The sequence below is a fragment of the Pseudomonas sp. P108 genome, assembly GCF_032613195.1.
GTDB lineage: Bacteria > Pseudomonadota > Gammaproteobacteria > Pseudomonadales > Pseudomonadaceae > Aquipseudomonas.
On sequence record NZ_CP126691.1, the window covers coordinates 2,752,309 to 2,778,770 of the forward strand.

The window sequence follows — 26,462 nt, forward strand, 5'->3', positions numbered from 1 at the left end:
ACAAGGACGTTTAACCATGAAGTTCGAGAAAAACACCGAACTCGACCAGGCCAATCTGCGCATCATCATCGCCAGTATTGCCGTGGTTTACATGCTCATACTGGGTTTTTTGCCAGGCCAGCGCTTCGATACCTATCTGCCGGTTGTCACATACATCATCCTGTTTTTGCTGGCCTCGATCGGTTTGCGTCAGGCGATTGCACGCTGGCCGGGGCATTACCCGGCGCGGCGGATTTTCGCCATGGTCCACGATTACACCGGCACCTGCTTTGGCCTGGTGGTCGGTGGCGAGGCGGCGTTGCCGCTGTATGCGGTGATCATCTGGGTCAACCTCGGCAATGGTATGCGCTATGGCTCGCGTTATCTGGCGATTGCCACGGCATTGGCGTTGCTGGCGCTGGTGTGTGTTTATCGCCTGACCCCGGTGTGGCAGGCGCAACCGTTCATGGTGTTGATGCTGATCATCACCAGCACGGTGATCCCGTTTTATGCGCACTTGCTGCTGGAGCGTACGCGCAAGGCCTCCGAAGAGGCGGTGGCGGCGAGTCTGGAAAAGTCGCGGTTTCTCGCCCAGGCCAGTCATGATCTGCGCCAGCCGATTCATTCGATTGGGCTGTTTACCGCGTGCCTGCGGGAGTCGCGGTTGGGCGATGAGGAGCGGCGTCTGGTCGATAACATCGATCGATCGCTGCTCAATGTTTCGCAACTGTTCCGCTCGATTCTCGATCTGTACACCCTCGATAACGGCCGTGTTCTGCCCAAACTGCAAACCGTCAATTTAGGTGAGTGGCTCGCGGATCTGATTCGCCAGAACGCTGAAGCAGCGCGTTGGGCTGGAGTGGAGTTGCGTTTGCGCCCCTGTGAGTATTGGGTGCAAACCGATCCGGCGTTACTGGCGACCATGGTGCAGAACGCGCTTTCCAACTGCTTCAAATATGGCGCGCATCGGCCGGTGCTGATCGGTGTGCGCCGGCGCGGAGCAGGGCTGGCCATTGTGATTTATGACCGCGGCAACGGTATCGCCGAAGAACATCTGGCCAAGGTGTTCGAGGAGTTTTATCGGGTGCGCCAGGTACGCGACAAGGATGTCGAAGGCGTCGGGCTGGGGCTGTCGATCGTCAAGCGCCTGGGCGAGTTGATCGGTGTGAACGTTGCCCTGCGCTCGCGGCTCGGGCGGGGTACGGCGGTGACTTTGTACGGCTTGCCGATCACCGCGCCGCCGCAGGTGACGGTCAATCGGGATGAAGCACGTCAGGTCGGTTTGCTGACCGGGTTGAAGGTGTGTCTGGTGGAGGATGATCGCAACGTATTGCTCGCGACTTCGGCGCTATTGGAGCGTTGGGGCTGTGTGGTTCAGGCAGAGTTGACGGCTCAGGACCTGGTCACCGATTGCGACATCATCGTCGCTGACTATGACCTCGGCACTCATGCCACCGGCATCGAATGTATCGACGACGTACGCAGGCGGAGGGGCTGGGCAGTGCCCGCGATGATCATTACCGGACATGACGTCGAAAAAATCCAGGCCGCCCTGCACGACCGCCACATCGCGATCTTGTCCAAGCCGGTGCGCCCGGCCGAGCTGCGCGCGACGTTGCGAACCTTGCGCGACCGCCGACCGCAAACCCGAGCCTTGTAGGAGCTGCGGCACGCTGCGATCTTTTGATCTTCATTTTCAGGATCAAAATCAAAAGATCGCAGCCTCGTTGCACTCGACAGCTCCTACGAGTTAATGCGTGCTCAGCGTTTGCACAGGTAATCCTGGGTAATGGTGGTTTGCAGGCAGTTGTACTGGCCCATGGTGCGGCAGATGTTTTTCTCGGAGCCGGTGACCTCGGCGTTTTTATAGCCCCAGGTCTTGCAGCGTTGGGCGGCGACGGTCAGGCCTTGTTCCGCGCTGGTCTGGCCGCTTTCGAATTGGCCCAGCTCATAAGAGACCTGGACGACGCCATCGTTTTTGCTGCCGCCGGTGGCTTCCCACTGTTTCGGCGTGGCGCAGCCAGTGAGGAAAAGGGCGCTGAGAGTGAGTGTTGCGATCAGGGTTTTCATGGGCGAACGGTGTCCTTTACCGGGCGGAGAAGTTATTGCAGTGGGATTGGCGAAGCGCCTTTCGGCAGGCACGACAGCGGCGGCGACATAATGCCCATGCTCGCCACGGCGATGATTACGCCGCTGGGCAATTCACAGTTGTATTCCCCGGCCGGGGTGTACGCGGTGTAGTAGGTGAGGGTGCTGTCGTTGCGGATGTTGTCGATTTTCGACACCGGTTTACCAATCACCGTTTGCGCGCGTTCTTTCATGCTCGCTTCAGTGGGTTTGACGGTCTGGCAGCCGGCCACGCCGAGCAGCACGGCGCCGACCACGGCGATCTTGCAGAGGCCTGCATGGAGTTTCATGGTGTTTCTTCCTTGGTGTTGTTCTGATTTCCAGGCACAACGATCCCGCACGCTGCGAACAGGCAGCGTTGAGGAACATCGTGGGTTGCGGGGGAATATAACGTCAGGTGAGAGGGCGGTCGATTAGCACAAATGTGCTAGTGCAGTGGGGGGATCGACGGGCATTAGGCGCTTCTCTTCCTGCCCGATTCGGGCGAAGCTCAAATCGGTCTAAAAACGCCGGGGCGATCGGGCGAGCCTTTGCTAGGCTCAAAGATGTAGGCGAAGACGCAGACTGATGCGCAATCGGATAGCAAGGGGGCGTGGGGCGCGCTCCGAAAGGTACACGGTTAGAAAGATCTCCGCGCTGAGATCCAGCCCTTATGCCGTGTGAAGCAGCCGAGGCCGTAACTTTTCAATTTGGCCCGGTACTGTGGGAAGCCCGATAAACCTTGTAAGCCAGAGACCAGCACTGGCCGCCTGCTCGAACATCAAAGCCCGCTTTATGCGGGCTTTGTCGTTCCTGCAAGGTCAGATCGATTGCAGCGCCTGCGCCAGATCGGCGCGCAGGTCTTCGACGTCTTCAACGCCAACCGAAAGACGCACCAGACCATCGCCAATCCCCAGTTTTGCGCGGGTATCAGCCGGAATGGTCGCGTGGGTCATGATCGCCGGGTGCTCGATCAGGCTTTCCACGCCACCGAGACTTTCCGCCAAGGCGAAGATCTTCACGTTCTCAAGGAAGCGCCGCGCGCCCGCCAGATCACTGTTCAGATCGACGGAAATCATCCCGCCGAAACCGCGCATCTGCCGCTTGGCCAATTCATGCTGCGGATGCGAGGCCAGCCCCGGGTAGTAGACGCGTTTGACCTGTGGCTGCTGTTCCAGCCACCGCGCCAGATCCAGCGCGTTGCTGCAATGACGTTCCATGCGCAGCGCCAGGGTTTTCACCCCGCGCAGGGTCAGAAACGCATCGAACGGCCCGGCAATCGCACCGACGGCGTTCTGCAAAAAGCCCAGCTTCTCGGCCAGTTCTTCGTTCTGGCCGACCACGGCGATGCCGCCGATCACGTCGGAGTGACCGTTCAGGTACTTGGTGGTCGAGTGCAGCACGATGTCGAAACCCAACTCCAGCGGCCGCTGGATATACGGGCTGGCGAAGGTGTTGTCGGCTACGCAGATAATCCCGCGAGCGCGGCAGATACGCGCGATCGCGGCCAGATCCGACAGGCTCAGCAGCGGATTGGTCGGCGTCTCGACCATGACCATGCGCGTGTCGTCTTGCAACGACGCTTCGAACGCCGACAGATCGGCCAGATCAACGAAGCTGAAGCGGTGCCCGGCACTGCGCTGACGGACCTTGTCGAACAGGCGGAAGGTGCCGCCGTACAAGTCATTGCCGGAGACGATGTGCGAGCCGGCATCAAGCAATTCCAGCACCGTGGAAATCGCCGCCAGCCCGGAAGCGAACGCGAATGCGCGGGTGCCACCTTCCAGATCCGCCACGCAACGCTCCAAGGCAAAACGCGTCGGGTTGTGCGAGCGGCCGTAATCGAAACCCTTGTGCACGCCGGGGCTGTCTTGCAGGTACGTGGAGTTGGCGTAGATTGGCGGCATCAGCGCGCCAGTGGTCGGGTCTGGCGTCTGCCCGGCGTGGATCACCCGGGTCGCGAAGCCTTGGGAATTGTCGTCGTGCTGACTCATGCGAGGGATCTCCGTAATTGGTTGAGCATGTCGGTGCGGGTGATCAGGCCATGGAAGCCCGACGCGTCGGCAATGATGGCGACGAGGCCACGGCTGAGCACCGCTTCCAGCTCGGAAAGGCTGGCACCGGGGGCAAGGGTTTGCAGCTTGTCGGTCATCACGCTGGACACCGATTGGCTGAAGCGCGCGGCGTCTTCGTGCACCGGCAGCAGGATGTCGGATTCGTCGATCACACCGACCAGTTGCTTGCCTTCCACCAGCACCGGCAACTGCGAGACATCCGCCAGGCGCATGCGCTGGAACGCGGTCAGCAACGTGTCGTCAGGGCCGACGCTGATCACGCGGCCGTCTTCGAAACGCCGGGCGATCAGGTCACGCAGGTCACCGTAACCCTTGCGCTGCAACAGGCCTTGATCGGTCATCCACTGGTCGTTGTAGACCTTCGACAGATAGCGCGTGCCGGTGTCGCAGACGAAGCTGACCACACGTTTCGGCTCGGTCTGTTCGCGGCAATAACGCAGTGCGGCGGCAAGCAGGGTGCCGGTCGACGAACCTCCGAGGATACCTTCGGCCTTGAGCAATTGGCGGGCATGATCGAAGCTTTCTTCATCGCTGATCGAGTAGGCATGGCGCACGCTGGAGAGGTCGGTGATCGACGGAATGAAGTCCTCGCCGATGCCTTCCACCGCCCATGAACCGGGCGTCGGCAGCGAGCCGTCACGGCTGTATTGCGCCATCACCGAACCGACCGGGTCGGCCAGGACCATTTCCAGATCAGGTTGCACACGCTTGAAGAAGCGGCTCAGGCCGGTCAGCGTGCCGGCCGAACCGACACCGACGACGATCGCGTCCAGATCATGTTCGGTCTGCGCCCAGATTTCCGGCGCGGTGCTGCATTCGTGGGCCAGCGGGTTGGCTGGGTTGTTGAACTGATCGGCGAAAAACGCGCCGGGAATGTCTTTCGCCAAACGGGCGGCGACGTCCTGGTAATACTCGGGATGGCCCTTGCCGACGTCGGAGCGGGTGATGTGTACCTCGGCGCCCATGGCCTTCAAGTGCAGGACTTTCTCGGTGGACATTTTGTCTGGCACCACCAGCACCACGCGATAACCTTTGGCGCGGCCAACCAGTGCCAGGCCCAGGCCGGTGTTGCCGGCGGTGGCCTCAACGATGGTGCCGCCGGGTTGCAGGCGACCATCACGTTCGGCGGCGTCGATCATCGCCAGACCGATGCGGTCCTTGATCGAACCGCCGGGGTTCTGCGATTCAAGTTTGAGAAACAGCGTGCACGGCCCGGTGTCGAAGCGGGTGACTTGCACAAGCGGAGTATTGCCGATCAGCCCAAGTACGGCAGGGCGTGATTCCTTTGACATTTCTTCACCTCTTAATGGTGTTGATCGCGTTCCAATCGCGGGGAAAAGACTCGCGTGCAACATAGGCTCAGACATCAGCTGTCGCAACCTTTAGTCGGTCGCCAATACAGCCATTTCGATCTAACGATAGATCGAAATCAAAGACCTGCCGGGGTGCTGTCGGGTGTGTTTATACGAAGGCGTCATCGAGTTTTCAAAGGGCGTCTTCATGGCGACGAACAGCTTGAATTGCCGAGAAATTTCCTGCTGCAAAAACCGCTCAGCCTTCTCGTGCGCTCTCAGCTCTGGAGTGTTTTCAGGTGACAGGCTGTGATCATTTGATCATGAGGGAAACTTGTGTTGATCAAGATTAAAATGAGTTTGTCTCAATAATGACCGATGCCGACAATGGCCGCCATCAACAAGACATTGGAGTTGTTTGTTATGGCACTGGCCCATTCCCTTGGATTTCCGCGCATCGGTCGCGACCGCGAACTGAAGAAAGCGCAAGAGGCGTTCTGGAAAGGAGAACTGAACGAGGCCGGCCTGCGTGATGTTGGCCGTGAGCTGCGCAAGGCTCACTGGGACCTGCAGAAAAACGCCGGCATCGAATTGCTCCCGGTCGGCGATTTCGCTTGGTATGACCAGGTGCTGACGCACTCGCTGATGTTTGGCGTAATCCCTGAGCGCTTCCGCCCGCACGATGGCAAAGCCAATCTGCAAACCCTGTTCGCCATGGCCCGTGGCGTCAGCGACAGCTGCTGCGGCGGTGCGCACGCCCAGGAAATGACCAAGTGGTTCGACACCAACTATCACTACCTGGTCCCTGAATTCAGTGCTGATCAGCAGTTCCAGTTGGGCTGGGATCAACTCTTCGAAGAAGTCGAAGAAGCCCGCGCGCTGGGCCATAACGTCAAACCGGTGATCATCGGCCCGTTGACGTATCTGTGGTTGGGCAAGGCCAAAGGTGCCGAGTTCGACAAGCTGGAACTGCTTGATCGCCTGCTGCCGTTGTACGGGCAGATCTTCGCGCGTCTCGCCGCCCAAGGCGTCGAGTGGGTGCAGATCGACGAGCCGATTCTGGTACTCGACCTGCCGCAGGAGTGGAAGAACGCTTTCGAGCGTGCCTACAACCAGATCCAGCGTGATCCGCTGAAGAAACTGCTCGCTACTTACTTTGGTGGTCTGGAAGAAAACCTCGGTCTGGCGGCGAACCTGCCGGTCGACGGTTTGCACATTGATCTGGTGCGCGCACCGGAGCAGTACCCGACCATTCTTGATCGTCTGCCAGCCTATAAAGTGTTGTCCTTGGGCGTGGTCAATGGCCGTAATGTCTGGCGCTGCGATCTGGAAAATGCCTTGGCGACGTTGCAGCATGCCCATGAGCGTCTGGGCGATCGCCTGTGGGTCGCGCCGTCCTGTTCGCTGCTGCACAGCCCGGTGGATCTGGGCCGCGAAGACAAGCTCGACGCCGAGTTGAAAAGCTGGTTGGCCTTCGCTGTGCAGAAGTGCGAAGAAGTCGCGGTTCTGGCGCAAGCGGTCAATGAACCTGAAGCGCCGAAAGTGCTGCGCGCACTGACTGAAAGCCGCTCGGTGCAGGCTGCACGTGCAGCTTCCCCGCGCATTCACAAACCGGCCGTTCAGGCCCGTGTCGCCGCGGTTACGGCCAAGGACAGCCAGCGTCAATCGCTGTTCGCCCAGCGCATCGCCAAGCAGCGTGCCGGTCTGGATCTGCCGCTGTTCCCGACCACGACCATCGGTTCGTTTCCGCAAACCGCGTCGATCCGCCTCGCTCGGCAGTCGTTCAAACAAGGCAAGTTGAGCGAAGCCGAATACACCGAAGCCATGCACAGCGAGATCCGCCACGCCGTGGAAATCCAGGAACGTCTGGGCCTCGATGTGCTGGTGCACGGTGAAGCCGAGCGCAACGACATGGTCGAATATTTCGCCGAACAACTGGACGGCTATGTGTTCACCCGTTTCGGCTGGGTACAAAGTTACGGTTCGCGCTGCGTGAAACCGGCGGTGATCTTCGGCGACCTCAGCCGTCCGAAAGCCATGACCGTGGAGTGGATCCGCTACGCTCAAGGCCTCACCGACAAGGTCATGAAAGGCATGCTGACCGGCCCGGTGACCATGCTGATGTGGTCGTTCCCGCGTGAAGACGTCAGCCGCGAAGTGCAGGCGCGGCAACTGGCGCTGGCGATTCGTGATGAAGTGGTGGATCTGGAAGCCGCCGGCATCAAGATCGTGCAGATCGACGAAGCGGCGTTCCGTGAAGGTCTGCCTTTGCGTCGGGCGCAGTGGCAGCATTATCTGGACTGGGCGACTGAGGTGTTCCGCCTGTGCGCCTCCGGTGTGCGCGACGAAACGCAGATCCACACGCACATGTGCTACAGCGAGTTCAACGATGTGATCGAATCCATCGCGGCGATGGATGCCGACGTGATCACCATCGAAACCTCGCGTTCCGACATGGAATTGCTGGATGCCTTCGAAGCCTTCGCTTACCCGAACGACATCGGCCCGGGCGTTTACGACATTCACTCGCCACGCATCCCGGATGCTTCGGAAATGGCTAATCTGCTGCGCAAGGCGGCCAAGCGGATTCCGGCCGAGCGGCTATGGGTCAACCCGGATTGCGGTTTGAAAACCCGTGGGTGGCCGGAGACGGAAGCGGCGCTGGTGCACATGGTCACCGCCGCCCGGCAGCTGCGTAAAGAACTGGCCTGACACTCTGGCTGCATGAAACACAAAACCTGTGGGAGCGAGCCTGCTCGCGAAAGCGTCTTGTCAGTCAACATCAATGTTGGATGATCTGCCGCCTTCGCGAGCAGGCTCGCTCCCACAGGGTTTTGTGCAAGTCATGAGATTGGATGGCTTCGCGGGACCTGTTGTTGCTACTGTGGCCAGCCGCAGTCCAGGCGCTTTCGCTACATGAAACATCACCCCTTTATTCAAGCTGTTTCCGACGCCGACATTCCTGCCGTGCTGGATTTTGTCTTCAAGGCCCGTGCCGAGCTTTTCCCCAAGCTCAGCGCGACCGGCATGCCTGACGATCTGGCGCGTTTTGCCGAGGTTTATCTGCGTGGGGAAGGGCGCTTTCTGATTGCTCGTCATGCGGGGCAGATCGTTGCCTCCATCGGCTATCTCCCTTACGACCGACGCTTCCCGAACCTTGATTATCCCGGCCGCAAGGTAGTGGAAATCGTGCGCCTGTTCGTCGTGCCTTCACAACGGCGTTCCGGGTTGGCCGGTGCGATTTATCGATCACTCAAAGACCTGGCACTCGCCGACGGAGTCGGGGTGATCTACCTGCACACCCATCCGTTTCTGCCGGGGGCCATCGAGTTCTGGCAGCGGCAGGGTTTCGAGATTATTGCTGTCGACGCTGACCCGGTGTGGCAGACCACGCACATGCACAACGTCATGAGTGAAATCGAAGAATCTGCGCCCCATCGAACGGGTCCGTCAGATAGTGCGCCCTGACCCCGAACGTCTCCTGTAATCGCTGCGGTGTCAGCACCGCCAACGGTTCGCCCAGCGCCACCAGCCGCCCGCGCTCCAGCACCGCCAGACGATCGCATTTCAACGCCTGATTAAGATCATGCAAGGCGATCAGCGTGGTCACCGGCAACGCCTGCACCACGTTGAGAATGGTCAGCTGATGCTGAATGTCGAGGTGGTTGGCCGGTTCGTCCAGCAACAGGATTTGCGGTCGCTGCGCCAGGGCCCGAGCGATGTGTACCCGTTGTCGCTCACCACCGGACAGGCTGCGCCAGAGACGGGTGCGCAGGTGCATCGCGTCGACGTCGGTCAGCGCCTGCTGAACAATGGCGTCGTCGGCCGCGGACCACGGTTGCAGCGCCGACAGCCAAGGCGTACGCCCCAGCGCCACCGCATCGAACACGCGAATGCCGTCGTCGGTGTCGGCCTGTTGCTCGACCACCGCAAGCGTTTGCGCAATGCTGCGCCGGGCCATTTTGCCCAGGCGCTGACCTTCGAGCAGCACCTCGCCAGCGCTCGGTTCACGCAGCCCGGCCAGCAACTTCAACAGGGTGGATTTTCCCGAGCCATTCGGTCCGACGATGCCCAGCGTCTCGCCGCGCTGAACCTCAAGGCTGACACCATTGAGCAACTCGGCGCCGCGCACCTTGAAGGTCAACCCGGAGCAACTCAGAACATTGCTCATCGCGCCGATCTCCGACCCACCAGAATCAGGGCAAACACTGGCGCCCCGACCAGTGCGGTAATCACCCCGACCGGAATCACCTGGCCCTTGATCAACGTGCGCGACAGCACATCAGCGGCAATCAGAAACACTGCGCCGCCCAACGCACTGGCCGGCAACAAGCGCGCATGCCCGGTGCCGAGCAACAGCCGCGCGGCGTGGGGAATCACCAACCCGACAAAACCGATCGAACCGACAATCGACACCATCACCGCCGTCACCAGTGCCGCGCAGCCAATCAGCAGAATCTGCACACGTCGCACCGGAATGCCGAGGGATGCCGCCGAATCCGCACCAAAGGTAAACGCATCCAGCGCCCGCCGATGCCACAGACACACGACCAGTCCCAACACGGCCACCGGCACCGCCAGCCACACCGACGGCCAGCGCACGCCGCCGAGATTGCCCAACAGCCAGAACATGATGCCGCGCGCCTGTTCAGAGCTGGCCGAGCGGGTGATCAAAAACGCCGTGAGCGCGTTGAACAGCTGCGAGCCGGCGATCCCGGCAAGAATGATCTGCCCGGTGCCGCTGGCCGAACCGCTGACTCGCGCCAGCACAATCACCAGCACGAACGCCGTGACTGCGCCGGCAAATGCACCGACTGACAGCGAGATGATCCCGGCGCCGACACCGAGCAGCGCCACCATCACCGCCCCGGTCGAGGCGCCGGCAGAAATCCCCAGCAGATAGGGATCGGCCAGCGGGTTGCGCAACAGCGACTGCAAAATCACCCCGCACGTCGCCAGACCGGCACCGCATGCAGCCGCGACCAGTGCGCGGGTCAGGCGATAGTTCCAGACGATGCCTTCGTCGATAGGATCCAGCGCGTACCCGGCGCCCCACAATTTGTTCGCCAGCACTTGCACGACCACGCCCGGTTCAATCGAGGTTTCGCCGATGGCCACACCAGCGACCACTGCAATCAACAGTGTCACCAAGGCCAGCAGCGTACGGATCAGACTGGCACTCATTGCGACAGGTCATTGCCGTTGATGGCCGTGGCCAATTGCTCGATGCCATCGAACATGCGCAGGCTCGCCTGCATGGCCATGGCGTCAAGAATGATGATGCGGTTGTGCTTCACCGCGTCCATGTTGCGCGTCACCGGGTCAGTGCGCAGGAAGGCGAGTTTCTTTTCATAGTCGTCGGCGGGGAAGCGTCGACGGTCCATGCGCGCGATGACGAGAAAGGTTGGATTAGCCTTGGCGATGGTTTCCCAGCCGACCGTTGGCCACTCTTCATCGGACTCCACCACGTTACGCACGCCGAGGGTGCTGAGCATGAAATCGGGAACGCCTTTGTGCCCGGCCACGAACGGCTCGATGTCCATTTGTGCGCTGGAAAACCAGACCAGCGCGCTGGCATCCTTCAGCTGTTTGCCTTGGGCTGTGGCAATCGATTTGGCGAGGCTGGCTTTGAGCTCGTCGTTGAGCTGCTGGCCACGCTCCTGAACATCGAAGATCTGCGCCAGTTGGCTCACGCTTTTGTAAATCGTCTCGATGCGAAACGGCGCCAGTCGCGTGCCATCGGCGCCGACGAGGTTGTCCTTGGCTTCGCAATCGGAAGGCAGCAGGTAGGTCGGAATCTTCAGTTCATGAAATTGCTCGCGGGTGCCGACCGCGCCTTGCGGGCCGACCATCCATTCCAGCTCCACGGCGACCAGTTCCGGGCGCTTGCCGATCACCGATTCGAAACTTGGCTCGTTGTCAGCCAAACGCTCGATCTTGTCGTCCTGGGCTTTGTATTTGGCCAGCACATTGTTGAACCACAACGAGGTGCCGACGACTTTGTCGCCCAGGCCCATGGCGTAGAGCATTTCCGTGCCGGCCTGGCCGATGGTCACGGTGCGCGTCGGTGCGTGCTGGAAGGTCAGGGTGCTGCCGCAGTTTTCGACGGTCAGTGGATAGACAGTCGATGCCGCCTGCGCCATGGCGCCAAGGCTCAGGCCGGTGATGAGGGTGGCGATGCGGGGCAGCAGCATGTGGCAGTCTCCGAGGGAACCGTACGGGGAGCGGGAGAGTACGGTCTGGAAACACACCATCGAACGCGGTCAGGAAAACAGCGCAAGGCCGGGCAGCCAACGAAGACGCGCACGGCACGATGTCCTTCCCGGACACCCCGCCGGTTAGTAATCACTGTGCCGGCAGGTCTCCTGACTGATGCGTCATCGCCTGGCTCCGGCCTTCCCGGGATTCACCCAGTGGCAGTCGTGGAGCAGGCTCGGCACCTACAGTTGCGGGGGCAGTTCCGATCAGTGCTGAGCAAGCACCTCGGATTCCCTGTTAGTCCCGTTCGGGAACCGGCGGCGGCATGGTAGTCGATCGAGCCGCTGAAGGGGAGACGAATCTGCCGTGACGAGGATTAGTGCTGGCTCATCAAACCGTGCAACACGCCTAAACGCAGGCCCGGTTCGGAGGGCAGCATTTGCGCGATGCCGAACACCTTGAACGCCGCCAGCATCAACACCAGACCGCCGGGCAGAATGCTTTGACGATGCGGTTGCAGCCCGGCCAGTTTCAGTTGCTGGACGTTGTTCACCTTCAGCAGAAGCAACGACAGGCGCAGCAGTCCGCCGTAGGTGATACCGTCCTGACCGTAGTCGTTGAGGCGATTGGCCTTGAGCACTTTGGCCAGCATGCGCGCGGTGCCGGACGAACCGATGGTTTGCTGCCAGCCCTGAGCGCGATAGCGTCGGGCAACCTTTTCAAACTGCAGGATGGCAAAGCGTTCGGCCTCCTGTAGGGCACCGGCGGACACGTCACCGCCGCGAAAGAAGCGCGTGCTCAAGGTGCCACTGCCAATGGCGATGCTTTCGGTGAGCAATGGTTGTGAGCCTTGGCCGAGGATCAGCTCGGTGGAGCCGCCGCCGATGTCGACCACCAGGCGCAGGTCTACGGCGCTCGGCAAGGCGTGGGTCACGCCGGCGTAGACCAGCCGCGCCTCTTCATGGCCGCAAATGACGTCGATGGGAAAGCCCAGATGCCGCTCGGCACTGGCCAGAAACAGTTGCGCATTGTCGGCCTCGCGCACTGCGCTGGTCGCCACCGCGCGAACCCGGCCGGCCTCGAAACCGCGCAGCTTCTTGCCGAACCGCGCCAATGCCTGCCAGCCGCGATCCAGTGCCAACGCATCCAGCGCACCACCATCAAAACCTTCGGCGAGACGCACGGGTTCACGCAGGGTTTTCACTTCCTGAATCTGCAAGCCCTTTCGACTGCGCACTGACTGGCCGATCATCAGGCGAAAGGCGTTCGAACCCAGGTCGATGGCGGCAAACAGCGAGGCGTCGTCTTTCATGGGAATCCTTGCAATGCATCCGTCGCGAGGCTCAAGACGGTTTGCGAGGATTCTGCCGTGATCTTGATGACATCCTGATGACGGGGTGGGGGCGGTTCAATGAATTTGGTGCTGTCATGACACTGTCATTATCCGGCGTCTATGCTGAGGCCAATACATCGCGTGTTCTTAAAGTTTTTGCTGCCAGTTTTGGCAGCTTTTTTTTGCCCGCGATTTGGCAATGCCGCGAACTGATCGTTCCCATGCTCCGCGTGGTAATGCCTCTAGGGACGCTCCGCGTCCAGTGACGCGGAGCGTCACGGGCTGCATTCCCACGCAGAGCGTGGGAACGATCAGGGGTAGGGGCTACTCAGCAGGCTTGCGGGGTTTCGCCCCGGGCCAGACGCGCATTGATGTCTTCGATTACCTCAGGCAACTCGGCGATGGTGTCGATCAGATAATGCGGGCGCGAAGGCGCGAACATCTTGCCAATTCGCTCACGTTCCTCTGCCAGACGATCCGATGGCAGCGCTTTGAACTGCTCATAGGTCAGCCCCAACGCATTCCCCGAGCAGGTCAACGCCACCGTCCACATCCCCGCGCTACGCCCTTCAAGAATTCCGGGCCAGGTGTCATCGACCTTGACGCACGCCGCCACGTCACTGATGCCCAAGGCAATCACATTGGCCAGGGCCTGCGCTGGATATGGCCGGCCATTCGGCACTTCATCGGTGGCGACGACATGGTCAGCGACGTAGCCATTTTTCCGCGCCAGTTCGACGACCTTGGCCATCACCACCGCCGGATAACCGGAGCACGAACCAATTTTCAAACCCTTGTCGCGCAACGCTGCAATCGCCTCGAGCGCACCCGGAATCAGCGCTGAATGCAGGGCGATTTTCTCGATCTGCAACGGCATGAAGCGCTCGTAGATTGCCGTCACATCGTCGTCACTCGGCAAGCGGTCGAACGCCGCACGATAACGCTCGGCAATCTGCGGCAGGTTGCACAGGGTGCGGATGTGATCCCACTTGCCCATGCCCATTGGCCCGCGCGCTTCTTCCAGCGATACCGCGACGCCGAACTCGGCAAAGGCTTCGACGAAAATCTGCGTCGGCGCAAACGAGCCGAAATCGACAACGGTGCCGGCCCAGTCAAGGATCGCGGCTTGCAGGTGAGTCGGTTGTTGGTACTGCATGGTCAATCTCCGTTTTCAGGTAAGCGTGGGCCGTCCCTCGGTAATGAGGTAGGCGGTTCAAGGGTCAGTGCTGATCAGGTCAGCGGTGGATTCGCATCAAACAGTTCGGCAATCACTGGCCGGTTCCTGCGGATGCCGAGGCAGCACAGGTGGTATTCGATAAAGAACGGGTGGTCGACAAAGGTGATCGGCGTGGTGCCGGGTGTTTCGGCGTACTCGACGGCCGAGACAAACCCGATGCCGATGCCCTTGACGATGGCGTGCACGATGGCTTCGCGGCTGTTGAGTTGCATGACGCAATTGAGCTCGATATCGAGACGCTTGCAGCTTTCTTCCACCAGTTGGCGGGTGCGCGCACTTTGTTCGCGCATCACCCATTTTTCGCGGCTGATTTCGTTGATGTGTACCTGCGCCTGACTGGCCCACGGATGGTCATCGCGCACCACAGCAATGATCGGATAACGGTGATACAGCCGCGTGTGGAAGCGCTCATCGAATTCCGACAGCGCCAGAATCGCCACGTCGATATCGAAGTTGAACAACCGCGCCAAGGTGTCCTTTTCCGAGGAAAACGAGGTTTCCAGTTCGATATCCGGGTGGCGCTGCATCAGCTCATAGGTCAGATTCATCGCGATCGGCGGTGACACCGCGCCGAGGCGCAGCATGCCGGTCTTGCGCTGCTTGAAGCTCTGCAACAGTTGCACCGCTTCATCTTCCTGGCCGAACAGACCTTGAGTGATCGCGTAGAGCTTGTGCCCGGCGGCGCTCATCTCGATGTAGCGTCCACGGCGATGGAACAGCTCGACCGAGAAGGTTTTCTCCAGCGCGTTGACCTGCTCGCTGACGGTCGGCTGACCGACGCAGAGGTACTCCGCCGCGAGGGTGAAGCTGCCGGTCTTGGCCACCGCATGAAACGAACGCAACCACTTGTGATACTGGTACATGCAAGCCCCGTCAGCGTCGGATGAACAATGCCACTGCCGCACTGCACAGGCAGGCGCTGGTGACCACTATGAAGATCAGAGACGTATTTGCCGTGGTGTCAAGCAGACGCCCGATCAGTGGCTCGGCCAATCCGGCGAACAGGTAGGAGGAAAAGTTCATGATCCCGGTCGCCGTACCGGCGCGTTTGGCGCCGACCAGATCCGGGCACAGCGCCCAGAAACTCGAGGCCGGGCCGTAGACGAAGAACCCGCAAAGGAACAACGCGACCAGGCCGATCACGCTGTGTGGCGGCAGGCTCCACATCCACAGGCTGGTGGCGGCGCCGAGGAACATATAGAGCATGATCGCCAGATACCGCTTGGAGCCGAACAGTTTGTCCGACACCCAGCCGTTGCTCAGTGCACCGACCGCCATGCCGACGGGGAGGGCGACAGTGATCCATTTCGGATCGATCATGCCGTCACCGCTTTTCCAGTCCGCGCCGAGAAAGTGCACCGGTACCCAGACGATCAAGCCGTAGCGCGCGGCGTTTTGAAAGCCCAGTGACAGCGCGGCGATGAGCAGGCGAGGGTTTTTCAACACGGCTTTGTAGCGTTGGGCCGAGGACTCGACTTCGCCCTGTGCCGCTTCCTGATGCTTGTCGTCAGCGTTGGCCACACCGGTATCGCCCACCGGTTCGAAACCCATATCCTGCGGGCGTTCGCGGGCAACCAGATAGAAAATGATCCCGCCGGCGAGCATTAGCAGCACCGGCAAACGGAAGATCCAGCGCCATTCCAGTTGCAGCACTTCAAGCACAACGATAGAGGTGACGTACGACAGAATCGACGCGCAACCGGCGGCGAAAGTGTAGAAGCCATAGACCTTGCCGCGCTCGCCCGCCGCCCACCAATTGGCAATCAACCGACCGCCCGGCGCCCAGCCCAAGGCCTGAAAGTAGCCGTTGACGCCCCACGGCAGAATCAGGCTGGTGAAACCGCTGGCGAAACTGGTCACCCAGTTGGCACCGCAGGACAACACTGCACCCAGCGTCATGATCCGCCGGCCACCGAACTTGTCGGCGAGGTTGCCGTTGATGGCTTGGCCAATCGCATAGGCCCAGAGCATCGCCGCAGAGGCCCAGCCGAGGGTTTCCTTGCTCAGGCCGAACTCGGCCTGAATCCCCGGAATGGCAAAACCGAAGGTCTGCCGCCCGGTGTAGAAAAACAGGTAACAGAACATCGCCGCCAGTAGCATGCGCCACTGCGCGACCCGGAACGAGGCAGAACGGACGGCGAGACCAGGCATGGTTTGGGCACGATTCATGATCTTTTCCTTATTGTTGTCGGTTCCCGCCGGTTGTCGTCGGCGGGTGCACTCTTTTTCGGTGCGGCAGGAAATCACCGCGGCGTGACGCCGCTGGCGGTGCTTGGGTTACTCGGGTGTCATCAGGCGTCAGGCGGCTTGCGAACCAATGAAGTTCTTGCCGCGTGCGCCCTGCATCGCGAGATGGATAATGGCTTCGGCGTCCTTGGCCGAGACGCCGTAATCGGCAAACTCGGTCTTCACCCCGAGGCTGTGCAGGAACTCGCGCAACTGCTGCTGGGCTTTGCCCAGGTCCGCGCCGAACACCCTTTGCAAGGTACGGTCGCGAGTGGCGTCGTGACCCCAGGCCAAACCCAAAACCAGCGGCAAGGTGAAGGAGCAGGCGATGCCGTGAGGCAAGCCGTGGCGCAAGGTCATCTCATAGGAAATCGAATGCGCCAGCGCGGTTTTGGTGTTGGAAAACGCTAGCCCGGCCTTGAGCGCAGCGAGTGCCATGCGGCTGCGCAATTCGTGACTGGAGAGATCTTTGTGCAGACGCGGCAGGCATTCGAGGATGTCCTCGATTGCGGAGATCGCGAAGGTGTCCGAGACCGGGTTGGCGTTCACGTTCCAGATCGCCTCCAACGCATGGGACAGCGCATCGAGACCGGTGGAAACGGTCACGCCGGCCGGTACGGTGAGCATCAGTTGCGGGTCGATGATTGCCACGCGCGGCCAGGTGCAGTCCAGATGCAGCGAGTATTTCTTCTGGCTGGCGCTGTCCCAGATCGTCGCCCACGGGGTGACTTCGCTGCCGGTGCCGGCGGTGGTTGGTGCGGCGATCAGTTGTTTGCAACGGGCCGGGGTGAACGGTTTGCCGCTCGACAGCAGGCTCAACAGTTCATCGAACCGGCCGGATTCGGTGCCGACGATCAACGCTTTGGCGGTGTCGATGGCGCTGCCGCCACCTACGGCGAGGACCACGTCACAGTCGCCGGCGTGCTGCCAGAAGTGCTCGTAGGTGCTGCGCAGGTGGGCGACATCCGGGTTGGGCTGAACGTCTTCGAACACGTAGACCAGGCGCTCGCCGAGCAAGGCTTGCAGGCGATCAACCAACCCCAGGCCACGGGCCTCGGGGAAGGTGACGAGGGCCACGGTTTGCTGGTCGGTAATGGCAGCGAGGTCTTGCAGGCTGCCCCAGCCGAAACGAGTATCGACGGGGTTCTGGAAGCGGGCAGTCATGGTGGATCCTTATTGTTGTTGTCGTGTGGCGCCATACTCAGCGCCCGTCGACAACGGCTCAAATCGATAATTCGCAGGTTTGAATCGGCTCAGCCGATAGCCGCTCGACGTCAGTGTGCCGAACCGCTCTGGATCGCCGCGCGCAGGCGACTGGAGATGGCGTCGGCGAAGATCACCATGAAGGTGATGACGATGATGCAAGTCGCGGTTTCCTGGTATTTGAACAACTTCAGGCTGCTCACCAGTTCGAAACCCAGGCCGCCGGCGCCGACCATTCCCAGCACCGTGGCCGAGCGCAGATTGACCTCGAAGCGATAGAGAATCACGGCAATCCACGCCGTGATGACCTGTGGCAGGACGCCAAACACGATGACCTGCAACGGTCGCGCCCCGGTCGCTTGCAGCGCTTCAATCGGGCCTTGGTCGATCTCTTCGATGCTCTCGGCGAAGAACTTGCCGAGCATGCCCAGGCCATGCAGCGCCAGCGCCAGTACGCCGGGAAACGGCCCGAGGCCGACCGCCGAGACGAAGATCAGCGCGAGGATCAGTTCGTTGATGCTGCGGGTGAAATTCAGCGCCTGACGGGTGGCGTGAAACACCCAGCGATTGCGGCTCAGATTGCGCGCGGCGAGGAAGGACAGCGGAATCGCCAGCAACACGCCGAGCAGGGTGCCCCAAATGGCGATCTGCAAGGTTTCCACCGCTGGCGCGAGCAGACGCGGAAGAATGCTCAGATCCGGTGGGAAGGTGCGCGAAAGGAAATCACCGATCTGCGGCAATCCCGCTGCCAGTTCACCAAGGCTGAGCTGCGCACCTTGCGCGCTCCAGTTCAGCGTCCACAGCACGATCAGGACGACGGCGCCGGTGGTCAGCCAACTGCGCGGGCCACGGGGACGATCGCCGACCCACTGGTAGTTTTGCGATTGCATGTTCAGGCCCTCGAGGCAGCGCGGTAGGACAGGGTGGGCGTGGGCACGTCAGCAGGGGGTTCCGCCGATTGCCCCGGATAGATTCGTGCCAGATCCGCTTCGGTCATGCTCGACGCTTTGCCATCGAACACCAGGCTGCCGTGAGCGAGGCCGACCACGCGGTCGCCAAACTCGCGGGCGTATTCGACCTGATGCAGGTTGCACAGCACGGTGATGCCCAGCTCGCGAGTGGCATCGCGCAGATACTGCAACACCAGTCGCGCGGTTTTCGGGTCGAGGCTGGCGATCGGTTCATCGGCCAGAATCACCTGCGGTCGTTGCGCCAATGCGCGGGCGATGCCGACGCGCTGCTTCTGCCCGCCGGACAATGAATCGGTGCGTTCGCCGGCCTTGTGCGCCAGCTCGACGCGCTCCAGGCATTGCATCGCCAGTGCCACATCGTCACGGCGGAACAGCTGCAGAATCGAGGCGAGGGTACCGACAGAACCGAGGCGACCGGTCAGTACATTCTTCAACACACTCAGGCGCGGCACGACGTTGTGGTGCTGAAAAATCATCGCCACTTCACGGCGCAAAACGCTGGTGTCAGGGCAGGAGAGGGCGTCGATGCCGGCCACGCTCAGCGTGCCGCTGTCGGCCTGCGCCAGACGATTGATGCAACGCAGCAAGGTCGATTTACCGGCGCCTGACTGACCGAGCACCACGACGAATTCGCCCGCAGCGACGTCAAGGTCGATGCCGCGCAACACCGGGTTGCTGCCGTAGTGTTTGGTCAGTTGGCGGATGCTGATCATTTCATGCTCCGCAAATCGAGATCGAGCACCTTGGCGGTGTCGCGCACCACGTCATACGACGCGTCGGTGGTCGGCTGGAAACCATTGAGCACGCCCTGATCACCCCACGGCACGTCCTTGATCGAAGCCAGTGCGTCGGCGACTTTTTTCTTCAATTCCGGATCAAGCGCCTTGCGCCAGACCATCGGCGATTCGGGAATCGGCTTGGAACTCCAGACAATTTCGAAGTCATCCTGCTTGACCACGCCTTTGGCCACGGCGCTGGCGAAGATGCGGTCAGCCACGGCGGCGGCGTCGACTTTCTTGTTCTCGACCGCAAGGATGCTGGCGTCGTGGGAGCCCGAAAAGATCACTCGTTTGAACAGCGTGTCCGGCGCAAATCCTGCCTGCTCCAGACCTGCTTTCGGGAACAGATGACCGGAGGCCGAACTCGGGTCGACGAACGCGAACGTATGGCCCTTGAGGTCGGCCAGCGTATGAATGCCGCTGTCCTTGCGCGCCAGAATCACGCTTTTGTAAGCGCTCTGGCCGGTCTTCTTGGTCACCGCCACCGAGAACGCCTCGACATCCGCGACCGAGGTCGCCAGCACGTAAGAGAACGGCCCGAGGTAGGCGACGTCGAGTTTGCCCGAACGCAGCGCTTCGATGATGCCGTTGTAGTCGGTGGCCACGAACGGCACCACCGGCATGCCGATTTTGGCTTGCAGATCGTCGAGCACCTGTTTGCTCGATTCGATCATCGCCTGGGAATCTTCCGAGGGGATCAGGCCAATGGTCAGTTTGTCCTTGGCCCACACCTGACTGGCACTCAGGGTAAGTACGGCAAGGCTGGCGACACGCAGAAACTGTTTGATTGTTTTCATGGCATTCCACGGTGTGGTTGGGAGTTGCCACAGGCTAGGTCTGTCACGTGACAGTCATTCAATCAATTCAATATGCGAAACGACAGCTAACTATTGATGGAGTCTATGGATGTCGAGCGCCAAACTACGGGCCTTTCTCGCCGTCGCCCGTCACGGCAGTTTCAGTGCCGGGGCGCGGGCGTCAGGATTGAGCCAGCCGACGCTGACCACGCAAGTGCAAGCCCTGGAACGCCAGCACAATGTTGAGCTTTTCCACCGGCGTGGGCGGCGCATCGAGTTGTCGGATGTGGGGCGGCAATTACTGCCGATCGCGCAACGGCTTGCCTTGCTGGAGCTGGAAGCGCACAACCTGCTGCGCGATTCCGGGCGGCTCGACAGCGGCCAGCTGAAGGTCGGTGCGGTGGGGCCGTTTCATGTGATCGAGATGGTCGACAGCTACTTGCAACAGCATCCGAATATCGACGTGTCGATCCGCGTCGGCAACTCGGCGCAAGTACTGTCGGACCTGGAAAACTATGTGACCGACATCGCCGTGCTGGCCGGGCGTCAGGATGATCCGGCGTTGTGTGCGGTGCGTTATGCGCGGCACGCGATCATCCTGTTTGCCCATCATGAGCATCCGCTGGCCAATCGTGGCAGAGTGCGCCTGGAAGAACTGGAAGGGCAGCGGCTGCTGCAACGCGAACCCGGCTCGACCACGCGGCTGGTGCTGGAACAGGCGCTGAATGCGGCGCAGGTGAAACCGCGCATCGCCATGGAAATCGGCAGTCGTGAGGCACTGCGGGAAGCGGTGGTGCGTGGGTTGGGGCTGGGTGTGGTGTCGGAAGCGGAGTTCATTGCCGACCCGAACATCCGCACGATCAGAATCGAGGGCGAAGAGCTGTTTACGGAAACGTATTTGTATTGCCTGGCCGAGCGGCGTTCCAGTCGGCTCATCTCATCGTTTTTCGATGCGGCGCTGAGTTGATTTGCAATTTCGCGTAAGGCTTGGCTAATATACGATCCATATACACATCGTATCGGATTCATATATGGGCATCGTAAAGATTTCAGAGGACATGCACGAGAACCTGCGTATCTCCAGCAACGCCCTCAGCCGCTCGATCAACGCGCAGGCCGAGCACTGGATGCGCATCGGCATGCTCGCCGAACTGCACCCCAACCTCGACCACAGTGCCATTTGCCGCTTGCTGATCCGCGCCGAACAGAACGGCGGGCTGGATCTGCAACAACTGACTCAGGAAGCCGTCAGCGCATGAGAAACCAGATCAAGATCAACACCCCGGCCGACATCGCCCAATCGCGTGCTGCCGGCAAACTCGCCGCTGAAGTGCTGGCGATGCTGGTGCCGCATGTGAAGGCGGGCGTCACCACTGACCAACTCGATCAGCTGTGCAACGACTACATCGTCAACGTGCAGAAGGCGGTGCCGGCCAACGTCGGTTATCACGGTTTTCCGAAAACCGTGTGCGCCTCGGTCAACGATGTGGTGTGTCATGGCATCCCATCGGGGACGCCGTTGAAGGATGGTGACATCGTCAACCTCGACATCGCGGTGATCAAGGATGGCTGGTTCGGCGACACCAGTCGCATGTACGTGGTCGGTGAGGCGACGCCTGAAGCGCAGCACCTGATCAAGACCACTTATGACGCGATGTGCGCGGGTATTCGTGTGGTGAAACCAGGTGCGACGCTGGGTGATATCGGCCATGCGATCCAGACGCTGGCGGAGAAAGAAGGCTTCAGCGTGGTGCGCGAGTATTGCGGGCACGGGATTGGCAAGGTTTATCACGATGAGCCGCAGATTCTGCATTACGGCTTTCCCAATCAGGGCATGAAGCTCAAGGCCGGGATGATTTTTACCGTGGAGCCGATGCTTAATGCCGGTAAGCGTCATGTGAAGAACATGCCGGACGGCTGGACCGTGCTGACCAAGGATGGCTCGTTGTCAGCGCAGTGGGAGCATATGGTGGCGGTGACGGAGACGGGCTTCGAAATCCTCACGGCGTGGCCGGACGAAATCGAAGGCTACCGCGCTATTGTCTGATACCGCGTCGACTGGTTCCCTCACCCTAGCCCTCTCCCAGAGGGAGAGGGGACTGACCGAGGTGTTTGGACAAGTTACACCGACGTGTGATACCGAGTCGAACTCAAGTTTTGAACAACATGAAGATCTGCTCCCTTTCCCCCTCGCCCCCCTGGGGGAGAGGGCTGGGGTGAGGGGGTAGATATCACAGACAACACGATTTCAGTGGGAGCCGGCGGCTTTGTTGAGGTCGCTTTCGGTCCATTCGGTGTAGACGCAGGCATCAGCGGTGGCCCAGCGCACTTGCACCGGATCGCCAGCCTTGAGCGGCATGCCGGCGGCGGACAATGCTTTCACTGTCATTGATGTGCCGCCCGAGGTGACCACGCTGCAAGTCTGGCTCTCACCCAGAAATAGCACTTCCACAACCTTCGCTGAAACCTCATTCCAACCCGACGGCAACGGTTCGCTAATCGCCTGCGCCACGCTCAACGCCAGTGCCTTTTCCGGCCGCACCATCAGCAACACATCCTGATCGGTGTGCAAACCAGCGGTCAGTCGAATCGACAATGACTGTCCTTCAAACGAAGCCGCCGCATTGCCCTGCGCCTTGAGCTTGAGGAAGTTCGAATTGCCCAGAAACGACGCGACAAACGCATTCGGCGGATTCTGATACAGGTCATAACCGCTACCCAGACCAACAATCTTGCCGTGACTGAAAATCGCAATGCGTTGCGACAAACGCATGGCTTCTTCCTGGTCGTGGGTCACGTAAACAATGGTGATGCCCAGACGACGGTGCAATTGGCGCAACTCATCCTGCAGATCTTCACGCAGCTTTTTATCCAAAGCACCGAGCGGTTCGTCCATCAACAAAATGCGCGGCTCGTAAACCAAGGCACGGGCAATGGCGACACGTTGTTGCTGGCCGCCAGACAGTTGCGAAGGGCGGCGATGGGCGAACTGCTCAAGCTGCACCAGTTTCAACATCGCATCGACGCGCTTGTCGCGCTCAGCCGCCGCTAGTTTGCGAATCGCCAAAGGAAAGGCGATGTTGTCGCGCACCGACAGGTGCGGGAACAGCGAATAACGCTGAAACACCATGCCGATGTCACGCTTGTGCGGAGGCACATTGACCAACGATTCACCGTTGACGAGGATCTCGCCACTGCTCGGCGTTTCAAACCCGGCGAGCATCGACAGCGTGGTGCTTTTGCCCGAGCCGCTGGAACCGAGGAAGGTGAGGAATTCTCCGTCCTTGATGTCCAGCGAGATGTTGTCGACGGCAGCAAAGTCGCCGTAGTGCTTGTTCAGGTTGCGCAGGCTGACCAGGGGTTTGTCATTCTGCTGGGAAGCGTCTTTGATCACGGCACTCATGTCGTACTCCTGGCGCTCAGGCGCTGATTTCGTTGCGCCGGCGCAATGCGGCGGCGATGACCATGACCAACACCGACAAGCCGATCAGCAGCGTCGAAGCGACGGCGATCACTGGCGTCAGGTCCTGGCGCAAAGTGGTCCACATTTTCACGGGAAGGGTTTGCAGGGTCGGGCTGGCCATCATCACGCTGAGCACCACTTCGTCCCACGAAACCAGAAAGGCGAAGAGGGCGCCGGCGACCATGCCCGGACGAATCGCCGGGAACGTTACCTTGAACACCGCTTGCAGGCGTGAAGCACCGCAGATCACCGCCGCGTCTTCAATAGACTGATCGAACAGCTTCAGCGAGTTGATGATCGAGATGATGGTGAACGGCAACGCGACAATCACATGGCTGACCACGAAGGCGAACATGGTCCCGGTGTAACCGAGCTTGAGGAACAGCGCGTACACCGCCACAGCAATGATCACCAACGGCACGATCATCGGCAGGGTGAACAGACCGTAGAGCATTTCCCGGCCAGGAAAGCGTCCGCGCACCAGCGCAAATGCAGTCGGCAGACCGAGGGCCACGGCGCAGATCGTGGTCAGCACGGCAACCTTGAGGCTGGCCGCGGCGGCGTTCATCCAATCGGGGTTGGAGAAGAACTGGCCGTACCATTTCAGCGTCCAGCCCGGCGGCGGGAATACCAGCCACTGCGATGAACCGAACGACAGCAGCACGATGAACACGATCGGCAACAGCAGGAACAGACCGATCAGCCCGGTGGTTGCATACAAGCCGAAGCGCATGCGTCGGCTCATCGCATTGGGGGTCAGGAGCATGTCGGCTTACCTCGCGTTACTGGCGCCAACCGGGGATTCCGGCTGAAGCTTCAGGTAGAAGTAGAACAGCACCAAAGTGATCGCGATCAGCAACGCGGCGCCGGCACTGGCCAGGCCCCAGTTGAGGAACGATTGCACCTGCTGAATGATGAACTCCGGCAGCATCATGTTCTGCGCCCCGCCGAGCAGCGCCGGGGTCACGTAGTAACCGAGCGACATGACGAACACCATCAAGCCACCGGAGGCCAGACCCGGTCGGCACAGCGGCAGGAACACCCGGAAGAAGTTGGTCCATGGACTGGCACCGCAAATCGAGCCGGCCTGCAGAATCATCGGGTCGATAGCCTGCATGGTCGCCTGCAATGGCAACACAATGAACGGGATCATGATGTAGCTCATGCCGATCACCACGCCGGTGAGGTTGTGCACCATCTCCAGCGGCTGATCGATGATGCCCATCGCCATCAAGGCCTTGTTGATCACGCCCGAAGCCTGCAGCAACACCAGCCACGAATAGGTGCGGGCGAGCAGGCTGGTCCACATCGACAGCAGCACGATGTTGAGAATCCAGCGTCCCCAGCCGCGCGGCACCAGGGTGATCGCCCAAGCCAGCGGAAAGCCCAGCAGCAAGCTGAACAGCGTCACCAGCCCGGCTACCGAGAAGGTGTTGAGCAGGACCCGGGCATACGCTGAGTTGGCGAACAGTTGTTCATAGTTGCCAAGGCCAGGCGTCGGTTCGAGCACGCCGCGCAACAGCAGGCCAATCAACGGCGCGAGAAAGAACAGGCCGATGAACAGCAGCGCCGGTACGAGATTGCCGGCGCCGCGCCAGCGTTGTCTGAGGGACGGGGCTTGCTGCATCGCAACCGCCTGTGTTCCGTGGGCCGAACCGGCAGCGCCGTTGGCGCTCCCGGTGGCAGTGGAGGGACGGGACGCGGTGGCCGCCATTTTCATTTGACCAGCCATTCGTTCCACCGTGTCGCGATGGCCTGGCCGTTTTTGGCCCAGTACGCGAAATCAAGAGTGATCTGATCCTTAGCGTAGGCAGTCGGCAGGTTGGGGGCCAGCGTCGAATCCAGACGCTCCACACTGTCGAGGTTGACCGGGGCGTAGGCAGTCAGGTTGGAGAAGTCGGCCTGACCCTTGGCGCTGCTGGCGCTGGCCAGAAACTTCATCGCCGCGTCCTTGTTTTTCGAGCCTTTGGGGATGACCAGAATGTCGGCCATGACCAGGTTCTGTTTCCAGCTCACGCCGACCGGTGCGCCGTCTTCTTGCAGGGCGTGAATGCGGCCGTTCCAGAACTGGCCCATGCTCGCTTCACCGGACGCCAGCAGTTGCTGCGACTGCGCGCCGCCGCCCCACCAGACGATGTCTTTCTTGATGGTGTCGAGTTTTTTGAAAGCACGATCCAGATCCAGCGGGTAGAGCTTGTCAGCCTCTACGCCGTCGGCCAGCAGCGCCAGTTCGAGCACGCCGGGGCTTGGCCATTTATAAAGGGCACGTTTGCCGGGATAGGTCTTGGTGTCGAACAGGGCGCTCCAGTCCTGCGGCTTGTTGGCGCCGAGTTTGCCCTCGTTGTAGCCGAGGACGAAGGAGAAGAAGAACGAGCCGACGCCGTGATCGCTGACGAAACGCGGGTCGATCTTGTCGCGCTGGATCACTTTGAAGTCGAGGGGTTCGAGCAGGCCTTCGGCAGCGGCGCGCAGGGCGAAATCGGCTTCGACATCGACCACGTCCCACTGCACGTTGCCGCTCTCGACCATGGCTTTGAGTTTGCCGTAGTCGGTCGGGCCGTCTTGGACGACGGTGATGCCGCTGGCCTTGCTGAACGGATCGGCCCAGGCCTGTTTCTGCGCATCCTGGGTGCTACCGCCCCAGCTGACGAAGTTCACGCTTTCGGCAGCCATTGCAGCCTGGCCGGTGACGCTGAGCAGTCCCGCAAAAAAGATCGCGGTTGCAGCTTTGTTCAACACCATTTTCACGCCCTCATTGTTGTGTTTTTGAGCGGGCTTGCGTTGTTGCCCGCCTATCGGGAGC

General features: G+C 60.7%; 25 protein-coding genes and 1 riboswitch. Of the genes, 6 read left to right on the plus strand and 19 right to left on the minus strand.

What is annotated here, in order from left to right; all coding sequences use genetic code 11:
- The first annotated feature begins 16 nt into the window (after positions 1-16).
- Positions 17-1,639: a hybrid sensor histidine kinase/response regulator gene (locus QOM10_RS12165; protein WP_316918140.1), complete on the plus strand. Its 1,623-nt coding sequence runs from the start codon at positions 17-19 to the stop codon at positions 1,637-1,639.
- A 101-nt stretch (positions 1,640-1,740) separates the two neighbouring features.
- Here the strand turns inward: QOM10_RS12165 and yecR are convergent, their stop codons facing one another.
- The 4 genes from yecR to QOM10_RS12185 form a co-directional block, all read right to left on the minus strand.
- Positions 1,741-2,049 carry a YecR family lipoprotein gene (yecR, locus tag QOM10_RS12170; RefSeq protein ID WP_007918065.1) on the minus strand — a complete coding sequence of 103 codons (309 nt, stop codon included), beginning with the start codon at positions 2,047-2,049 and terminating at the stop codon, positions 1,741-1,743.
- A gap of 32 nt (positions 2,050-2,081) precedes the next feature.
- Positions 2,082-2,396 carry a hypothetical protein gene (locus tag QOM10_RS12175; protein ID WP_127926879.1) on the minus strand — a complete coding sequence of 105 codons (315 nt, stop codon included), beginning with the start codon at positions 2,394-2,396 and terminating at the stop codon, positions 2,082-2,084.
- 510 nt (positions 2,397-2,906) lie between these two features.
- A complete protein-coding gene (locus QOM10_RS12180) occupies positions 2,907-4,079 on the minus strand; it encodes a cystathionine gamma-synthase (protein ID WP_316918141.1) in 1,173 nt (390 codons plus the stop codon).
- The gene (locus QOM10_RS12185) at positions 4,076-5,452 is read right to left on the minus strand and encodes a pyridoxal-phosphate dependent enzyme (protein WP_127926881.1); all 1,377 of its coding nucleotides are present in this window, start codon (positions 5,450-5,452) and stop codon (positions 4,076-4,078) included. The genes QOM10_RS12180 and QOM10_RS12185 overlap by 4 nt, the downstream gene beginning before the upstream one ends.
- Before the next feature lie 423 nt (positions 5,453-5,875).
- Here QOM10_RS12185 and metE point away from each other — a divergent pair, with 423 nt between their 5' ends.
- Positions 5,876-8,164 (plus strand): 5-methyltetrahydropteroyltriglutamate--homocysteine S-methyltransferase, encoded by a 2,289-nt coding sequence (gene metE, locus QOM10_RS12190; RefSeq protein WP_316918377.1) that lies wholly within the window; start codon positions 5,876-5,878, stop codon positions 8,162-8,164.
- 204 nt (positions 8,165-8,368) lie between these two features.
- The gene (locus QOM10_RS12195; RefSeq protein ID WP_316918142.1) at positions 8,369-8,920 is read left to right on the plus strand and encodes a GNAT family N-acetyltransferase; all 552 of its coding nucleotides are present in this window, start codon (positions 8,369-8,371) and stop codon (positions 8,918-8,920) included.
- Here the strand turns inward: QOM10_RS12195 and QOM10_RS12200 are convergent.
- The 11 genes from QOM10_RS12200 to phnD form a co-directional block, all read right to left on the minus strand.
- On the minus strand, positions 8,859-9,623 hold the full coding sequence (locus tag QOM10_RS12200) for an ABC transporter ATP-binding protein (RefSeq protein ID WP_316918143.1): 765 nt from the start codon (positions 9,621-9,623) through the stop codon (positions 8,859-8,861). The genes QOM10_RS12195 and QOM10_RS12200 overlap by 62 nt on opposite strands.
- Entirely contained in the window at positions 9,620-10,624 is a 1,005-nt protein-coding gene (locus QOM10_RS12205; protein ID WP_177413900.1) for an iron ABC transporter permease, read from the minus strand. Before QOM10_RS12205 ends, QOM10_RS12200 begins: the two co-directional genes overlap by 4 nt.
- Before the next feature lie 8 nt (positions 10,625-10,632).
- Positions 10,633-11,646 (minus strand): ABC transporter substrate-binding protein, encoded by a 1,014-nt coding sequence (locus QOM10_RS12210; protein ID WP_316918144.1) that lies wholly within the window; start codon positions 11,644-11,646, stop codon positions 10,633-10,635.
- Positions 11,647-11,789: 143 nt separating this feature from the next.
- Positions 11,790-11,984: riboswitch (cobalamin riboswitch) on the minus strand.
- Positions 11,985-12,026: 42 nt separating this feature from the next.
- Positions 12,027-12,962 carry a Ppx/GppA family phosphatase gene (locus QOM10_RS12215; RefSeq protein WP_160039541.1) on the minus strand — a complete coding sequence of 312 codons (936 nt, stop codon included), beginning with the start codon at positions 12,960-12,962 and terminating at the stop codon, positions 12,027-12,029.
- Between the two features lie 349 nt (positions 12,963-13,311).
- Positions 13,312-14,139 (minus strand): phosphonoacetaldehyde hydrolase, encoded by an 828-nt coding sequence (gene phnX, locus QOM10_RS12220; protein WP_316918145.1) that lies wholly within the window; start codon positions 14,137-14,139, stop codon positions 13,312-13,314.
- Between the two features lie 74 nt (positions 14,140-14,213).
- On the minus strand, positions 14,214-15,083 hold the full coding sequence (locus QOM10_RS12225) for a LysR substrate-binding domain-containing protein (RefSeq protein WP_150751932.1): 870 nt from the start codon (positions 15,081-15,083) through the stop codon (positions 14,214-14,216).
- A gap of 10 nt (positions 15,084-15,093) precedes the next feature.
- A complete protein-coding gene (locus tag QOM10_RS12230; RefSeq protein ID WP_150751933.1) occupies positions 15,094-16,389 on the minus strand; it encodes an MFS transporter in 1,296 nt (431 codons plus the stop codon).
- Between the two features lie 129 nt (positions 16,390-16,518).
- On the minus strand, positions 16,519-17,610 hold the full coding sequence (gene psrA / locus QOM10_RS12235) for an iron-containing alcohol dehydrogenase PsrA (protein ID WP_150751934.1): 1,092 nt from the start codon (positions 17,608-17,610) through the stop codon (positions 16,519-16,521).
- A gap of 110 nt (positions 17,611-17,720) precedes the next feature.
- A complete protein-coding gene (gene phnE, locus QOM10_RS12240; RefSeq protein WP_316918146.1) occupies positions 17,721-18,539 on the minus strand; it encodes a phosphonate ABC transporter, permease protein PhnE in 819 nt (272 codons plus the stop codon).
- A 2-nt stretch (positions 18,540-18,541) separates the two neighbouring features.
- On the minus strand, positions 18,542-19,333 hold the full coding sequence (phnC, locus tag QOM10_RS12245) for a phosphonate ABC transporter ATP-binding protein (RefSeq protein ID WP_316918147.1): 792 nt from the start codon (positions 19,331-19,333) through the stop codon (positions 18,542-18,544).
- Positions 19,330-20,196, minus strand: a complete 867-nt coding sequence (gene phnD / locus QOM10_RS12250) for a phosphonate ABC transporter substrate-binding protein (RefSeq protein ID WP_316918148.1) — start codon at positions 20,194-20,196, stop codon at positions 19,330-19,332. The genes phnC and phnD overlap by 4 nt, the downstream gene beginning before the upstream one ends.
- Before the next feature lie 109 nt (positions 20,197-20,305).
- On the opposite strand from phnD, the gene QOM10_RS12255 reads away from it, so the two are divergent.
- The 3 genes from QOM10_RS12255 to map all read left to right on the plus strand — a co-directional run bounded on the left by QOM10_RS12255 (position 20,306) and on the right by map (position 22,243).
- Positions 20,306-21,163 carry a LysR substrate-binding domain-containing protein gene (locus QOM10_RS12255; RefSeq protein ID WP_127926894.1) on the plus strand — a complete coding sequence of 286 codons (858 nt, stop codon included), beginning with the start codon at positions 20,306-20,308 and terminating at the stop codon, positions 21,161-21,163.
- Between the two features lie 64 nt (positions 21,164-21,227).
- Positions 21,228-21,455 carry a ParD-like family protein gene (locus QOM10_RS12260; protein ID WP_007918027.1) on the plus strand — a complete coding sequence of 76 codons (228 nt, stop codon included), beginning with the start codon at positions 21,228-21,230 and terminating at the stop codon, positions 21,453-21,455.
- Positions 21,452-22,243: a type I methionyl aminopeptidase gene (gene map, locus QOM10_RS12265; protein WP_077573263.1), complete on the plus strand. Its 792-nt coding sequence runs from the start codon at positions 21,452-21,454 to the stop codon at positions 22,241-22,243. Before QOM10_RS12260 ends, map begins: the two co-directional genes overlap by 4 nt.
- Before the next feature lie 201 nt (positions 22,244-22,444).
- Here the strand turns inward: map and QOM10_RS12270 are convergent, their stop codons facing one another.
- Genes QOM10_RS12270 through QOM10_RS12285 form a run of 4 tightly spaced genes read right to left on the minus strand, consistent with a single transcriptional unit; the run spans position 22,445 to position 26,401 of the window.
- Entirely contained in the window at positions 22,445-23,599 is a 1,155-nt protein-coding gene (locus QOM10_RS12270) for an ABC transporter ATP-binding protein (RefSeq protein WP_316918149.1), read from the minus strand.
- A gap of 16 nt (positions 23,600-23,615) precedes the next feature.
- Positions 23,616-24,425: an ABC transporter permease gene (locus QOM10_RS12275; RefSeq protein ID WP_007918021.1), complete on the minus strand. Its 810-nt coding sequence runs from the start codon at positions 24,423-24,425 to the stop codon at positions 23,616-23,618.
- A 6-nt stretch (positions 24,426-24,431) separates the two neighbouring features.
- Positions 24,432-25,379: an ABC transporter permease gene (locus QOM10_RS12280; protein WP_150707628.1), complete on the minus strand. Its 948-nt coding sequence runs from the start codon at positions 25,377-25,379 to the stop codon at positions 24,432-24,434.
- The gene (locus tag QOM10_RS12285; RefSeq protein ID WP_316918150.1) at positions 25,376-26,401 is read right to left on the minus strand and encodes an ABC transporter substrate-binding protein; all 1,026 of its coding nucleotides are present in this window, start codon (positions 26,399-26,401) and stop codon (positions 25,376-25,378) included. Before QOM10_RS12285 ends, QOM10_RS12280 begins: the two co-directional genes overlap by 4 nt.
- Positions 26,402-26,462: the final 61 nt, after the last annotated feature.

What these genes read in the sequence shown, in the direction of transcription:
- QOM10_RS12165 (WP_316918140.1), top strand. Translation starts at nt 17, where the DNA reads ATGAAGTTCGAGAAAAACACCGAACTCGACCAGGCCAATCTGCGCATC.
- yecR (WP_007918065.1), bottom strand. Translation starts at nt 2,049, where the DNA reads ATGAAAACCCTGATCGCAACACTCACTCTCAGCGCCCTTTTCCTCACT.
- QOM10_RS12175 (WP_127926879.1), bottom strand. Translation starts at nt 2,396, where the DNA reads ATGAAACTCCATGCAGGCCTCTGCAAGATCGCCGTGGTCGGCGCCGTG.
- QOM10_RS12180 (WP_316918141.1), bottom strand. Translation starts at nt 4,079, where the DNA reads ATGAGTCAGCACGACGACAATTCCCAAGGCTTCGCGACCCGGGTGATC.
- QOM10_RS12185 (WP_127926881.1), bottom strand. Translation starts at nt 5,452, where the DNA reads ATGTCAAAGGAATCACGCCCTGCCGTACTTGGGCTGATCGGCAATACT.
- metE (WP_316918377.1), top strand. Translation starts at nt 5,876, where the DNA reads ATGGCACTGGCCCATTCCCTTGGATTTCCGCGCATCGGTCGCGACCGC.
- QOM10_RS12195 (WP_316918142.1), top strand. Translation starts at nt 8,369, where the DNA reads ATGAAACATCACCCCTTTATTCAAGCTGTTTCCGACGCCGACATTCCT.
- QOM10_RS12200 (WP_316918143.1), bottom strand. Translation starts at nt 9,623, where the DNA reads ATGAGCAATGTTCTGAGTTGCTCCGGGTTGACCTTCAAGGTGCGCGGC.
- QOM10_RS12210 (WP_316918144.1), bottom strand. Translation starts at nt 11,646, where the DNA reads ATGCTGCTGCCCCGCATCGCCACCCTCATCACCGGCCTGAGCCTTGGC.
- QOM10_RS12215 (WP_160039541.1), bottom strand. Translation starts at nt 12,962, where the DNA reads ATGAAAGACGACGCCTCGCTGTTTGCCGCCATCGACCTGGGTTCGAAC.
- phnX (WP_316918145.1), bottom strand. Translation starts at nt 14,139, where the DNA reads ATGCAGTACCAACAACCGACTCACCTGCAAGCCGCGATCCTTGACTGG.
- QOM10_RS12225 (WP_150751932.1), bottom strand. Translation starts at nt 15,083, where the DNA reads ATGTACCAGTATCACAAGTGGTTGCGTTCGTTTCATGCGGTGGCCAAG.
- QOM10_RS12230 (WP_150751933.1), bottom strand. Translation starts at nt 16,389, where the DNA reads ATGAATCGTGCCCAAACCATGCCTGGTCTCGCCGTCCGTTCTGCCTCG.
- psrA (WP_150751934.1), bottom strand. Translation starts at nt 17,610, where the DNA reads ATGACTGCCCGCTTCCAGAACCCCGTCGATACTCGTTTCGGCTGGGGC.
- phnE (WP_316918146.1), bottom strand. Translation starts at nt 18,539, where the DNA reads ATGCAATCGCAAAACTACCAGTGGGTCGGCGATCGTCCCCGTGGCCCG.
- phnC (WP_316918147.1), bottom strand. Translation starts at nt 19,333, where the DNA reads ATGATCAGCATCCGCCAACTGACCAAACACTACGGCAGCAACCCGGTG.
- phnD (WP_316918148.1), bottom strand. Translation starts at nt 20,196, where the DNA reads ATGAAAACAATCAAACAGTTTCTGCGTGTCGCCAGCCTTGCCGTACTT.
- QOM10_RS12255 (WP_127926894.1), top strand. Translation starts at nt 20,306, where the DNA reads ATGTCGAGCGCCAAACTACGGGCCTTTCTCGCCGTCGCCCGTCACGGC.
- QOM10_RS12260 (WP_007918027.1), top strand. Translation starts at nt 21,228, where the DNA reads ATGGGCATCGTAAAGATTTCAGAGGACATGCACGAGAACCTGCGTATC.
- map (WP_077573263.1), top strand. Translation starts at nt 21,452, where the DNA reads ATGAGAAACCAGATCAAGATCAACACCCCGGCCGACATCGCCCAATCG.
- QOM10_RS12270 (WP_316918149.1), bottom strand. Translation starts at nt 23,599, where the DNA reads ATGAGTGCCGTGATCAAAGACGCTTCCCAGCAGAATGACAAACCCCTG.
- QOM10_RS12275 (WP_007918021.1), bottom strand. Translation starts at nt 24,425, where the DNA reads ATGCTCCTGACCCCCAATGCGATGAGCCGACGCATGCGCTTCGGCTTG.
- QOM10_RS12280 (WP_150707628.1), bottom strand. Translation starts at nt 25,379, where the DNA reads ATGAAAATGGCGGCCACCGCGTCCCGTCCCTCCACTGCCACCGGGAGC.
- QOM10_RS12285 (WP_316918150.1), bottom strand. Translation starts at nt 26,401, where the DNA reads ATGGTGTTGAACAAAGCTGCAACCGCGATCTTTTTTGCGGGACTGCTC.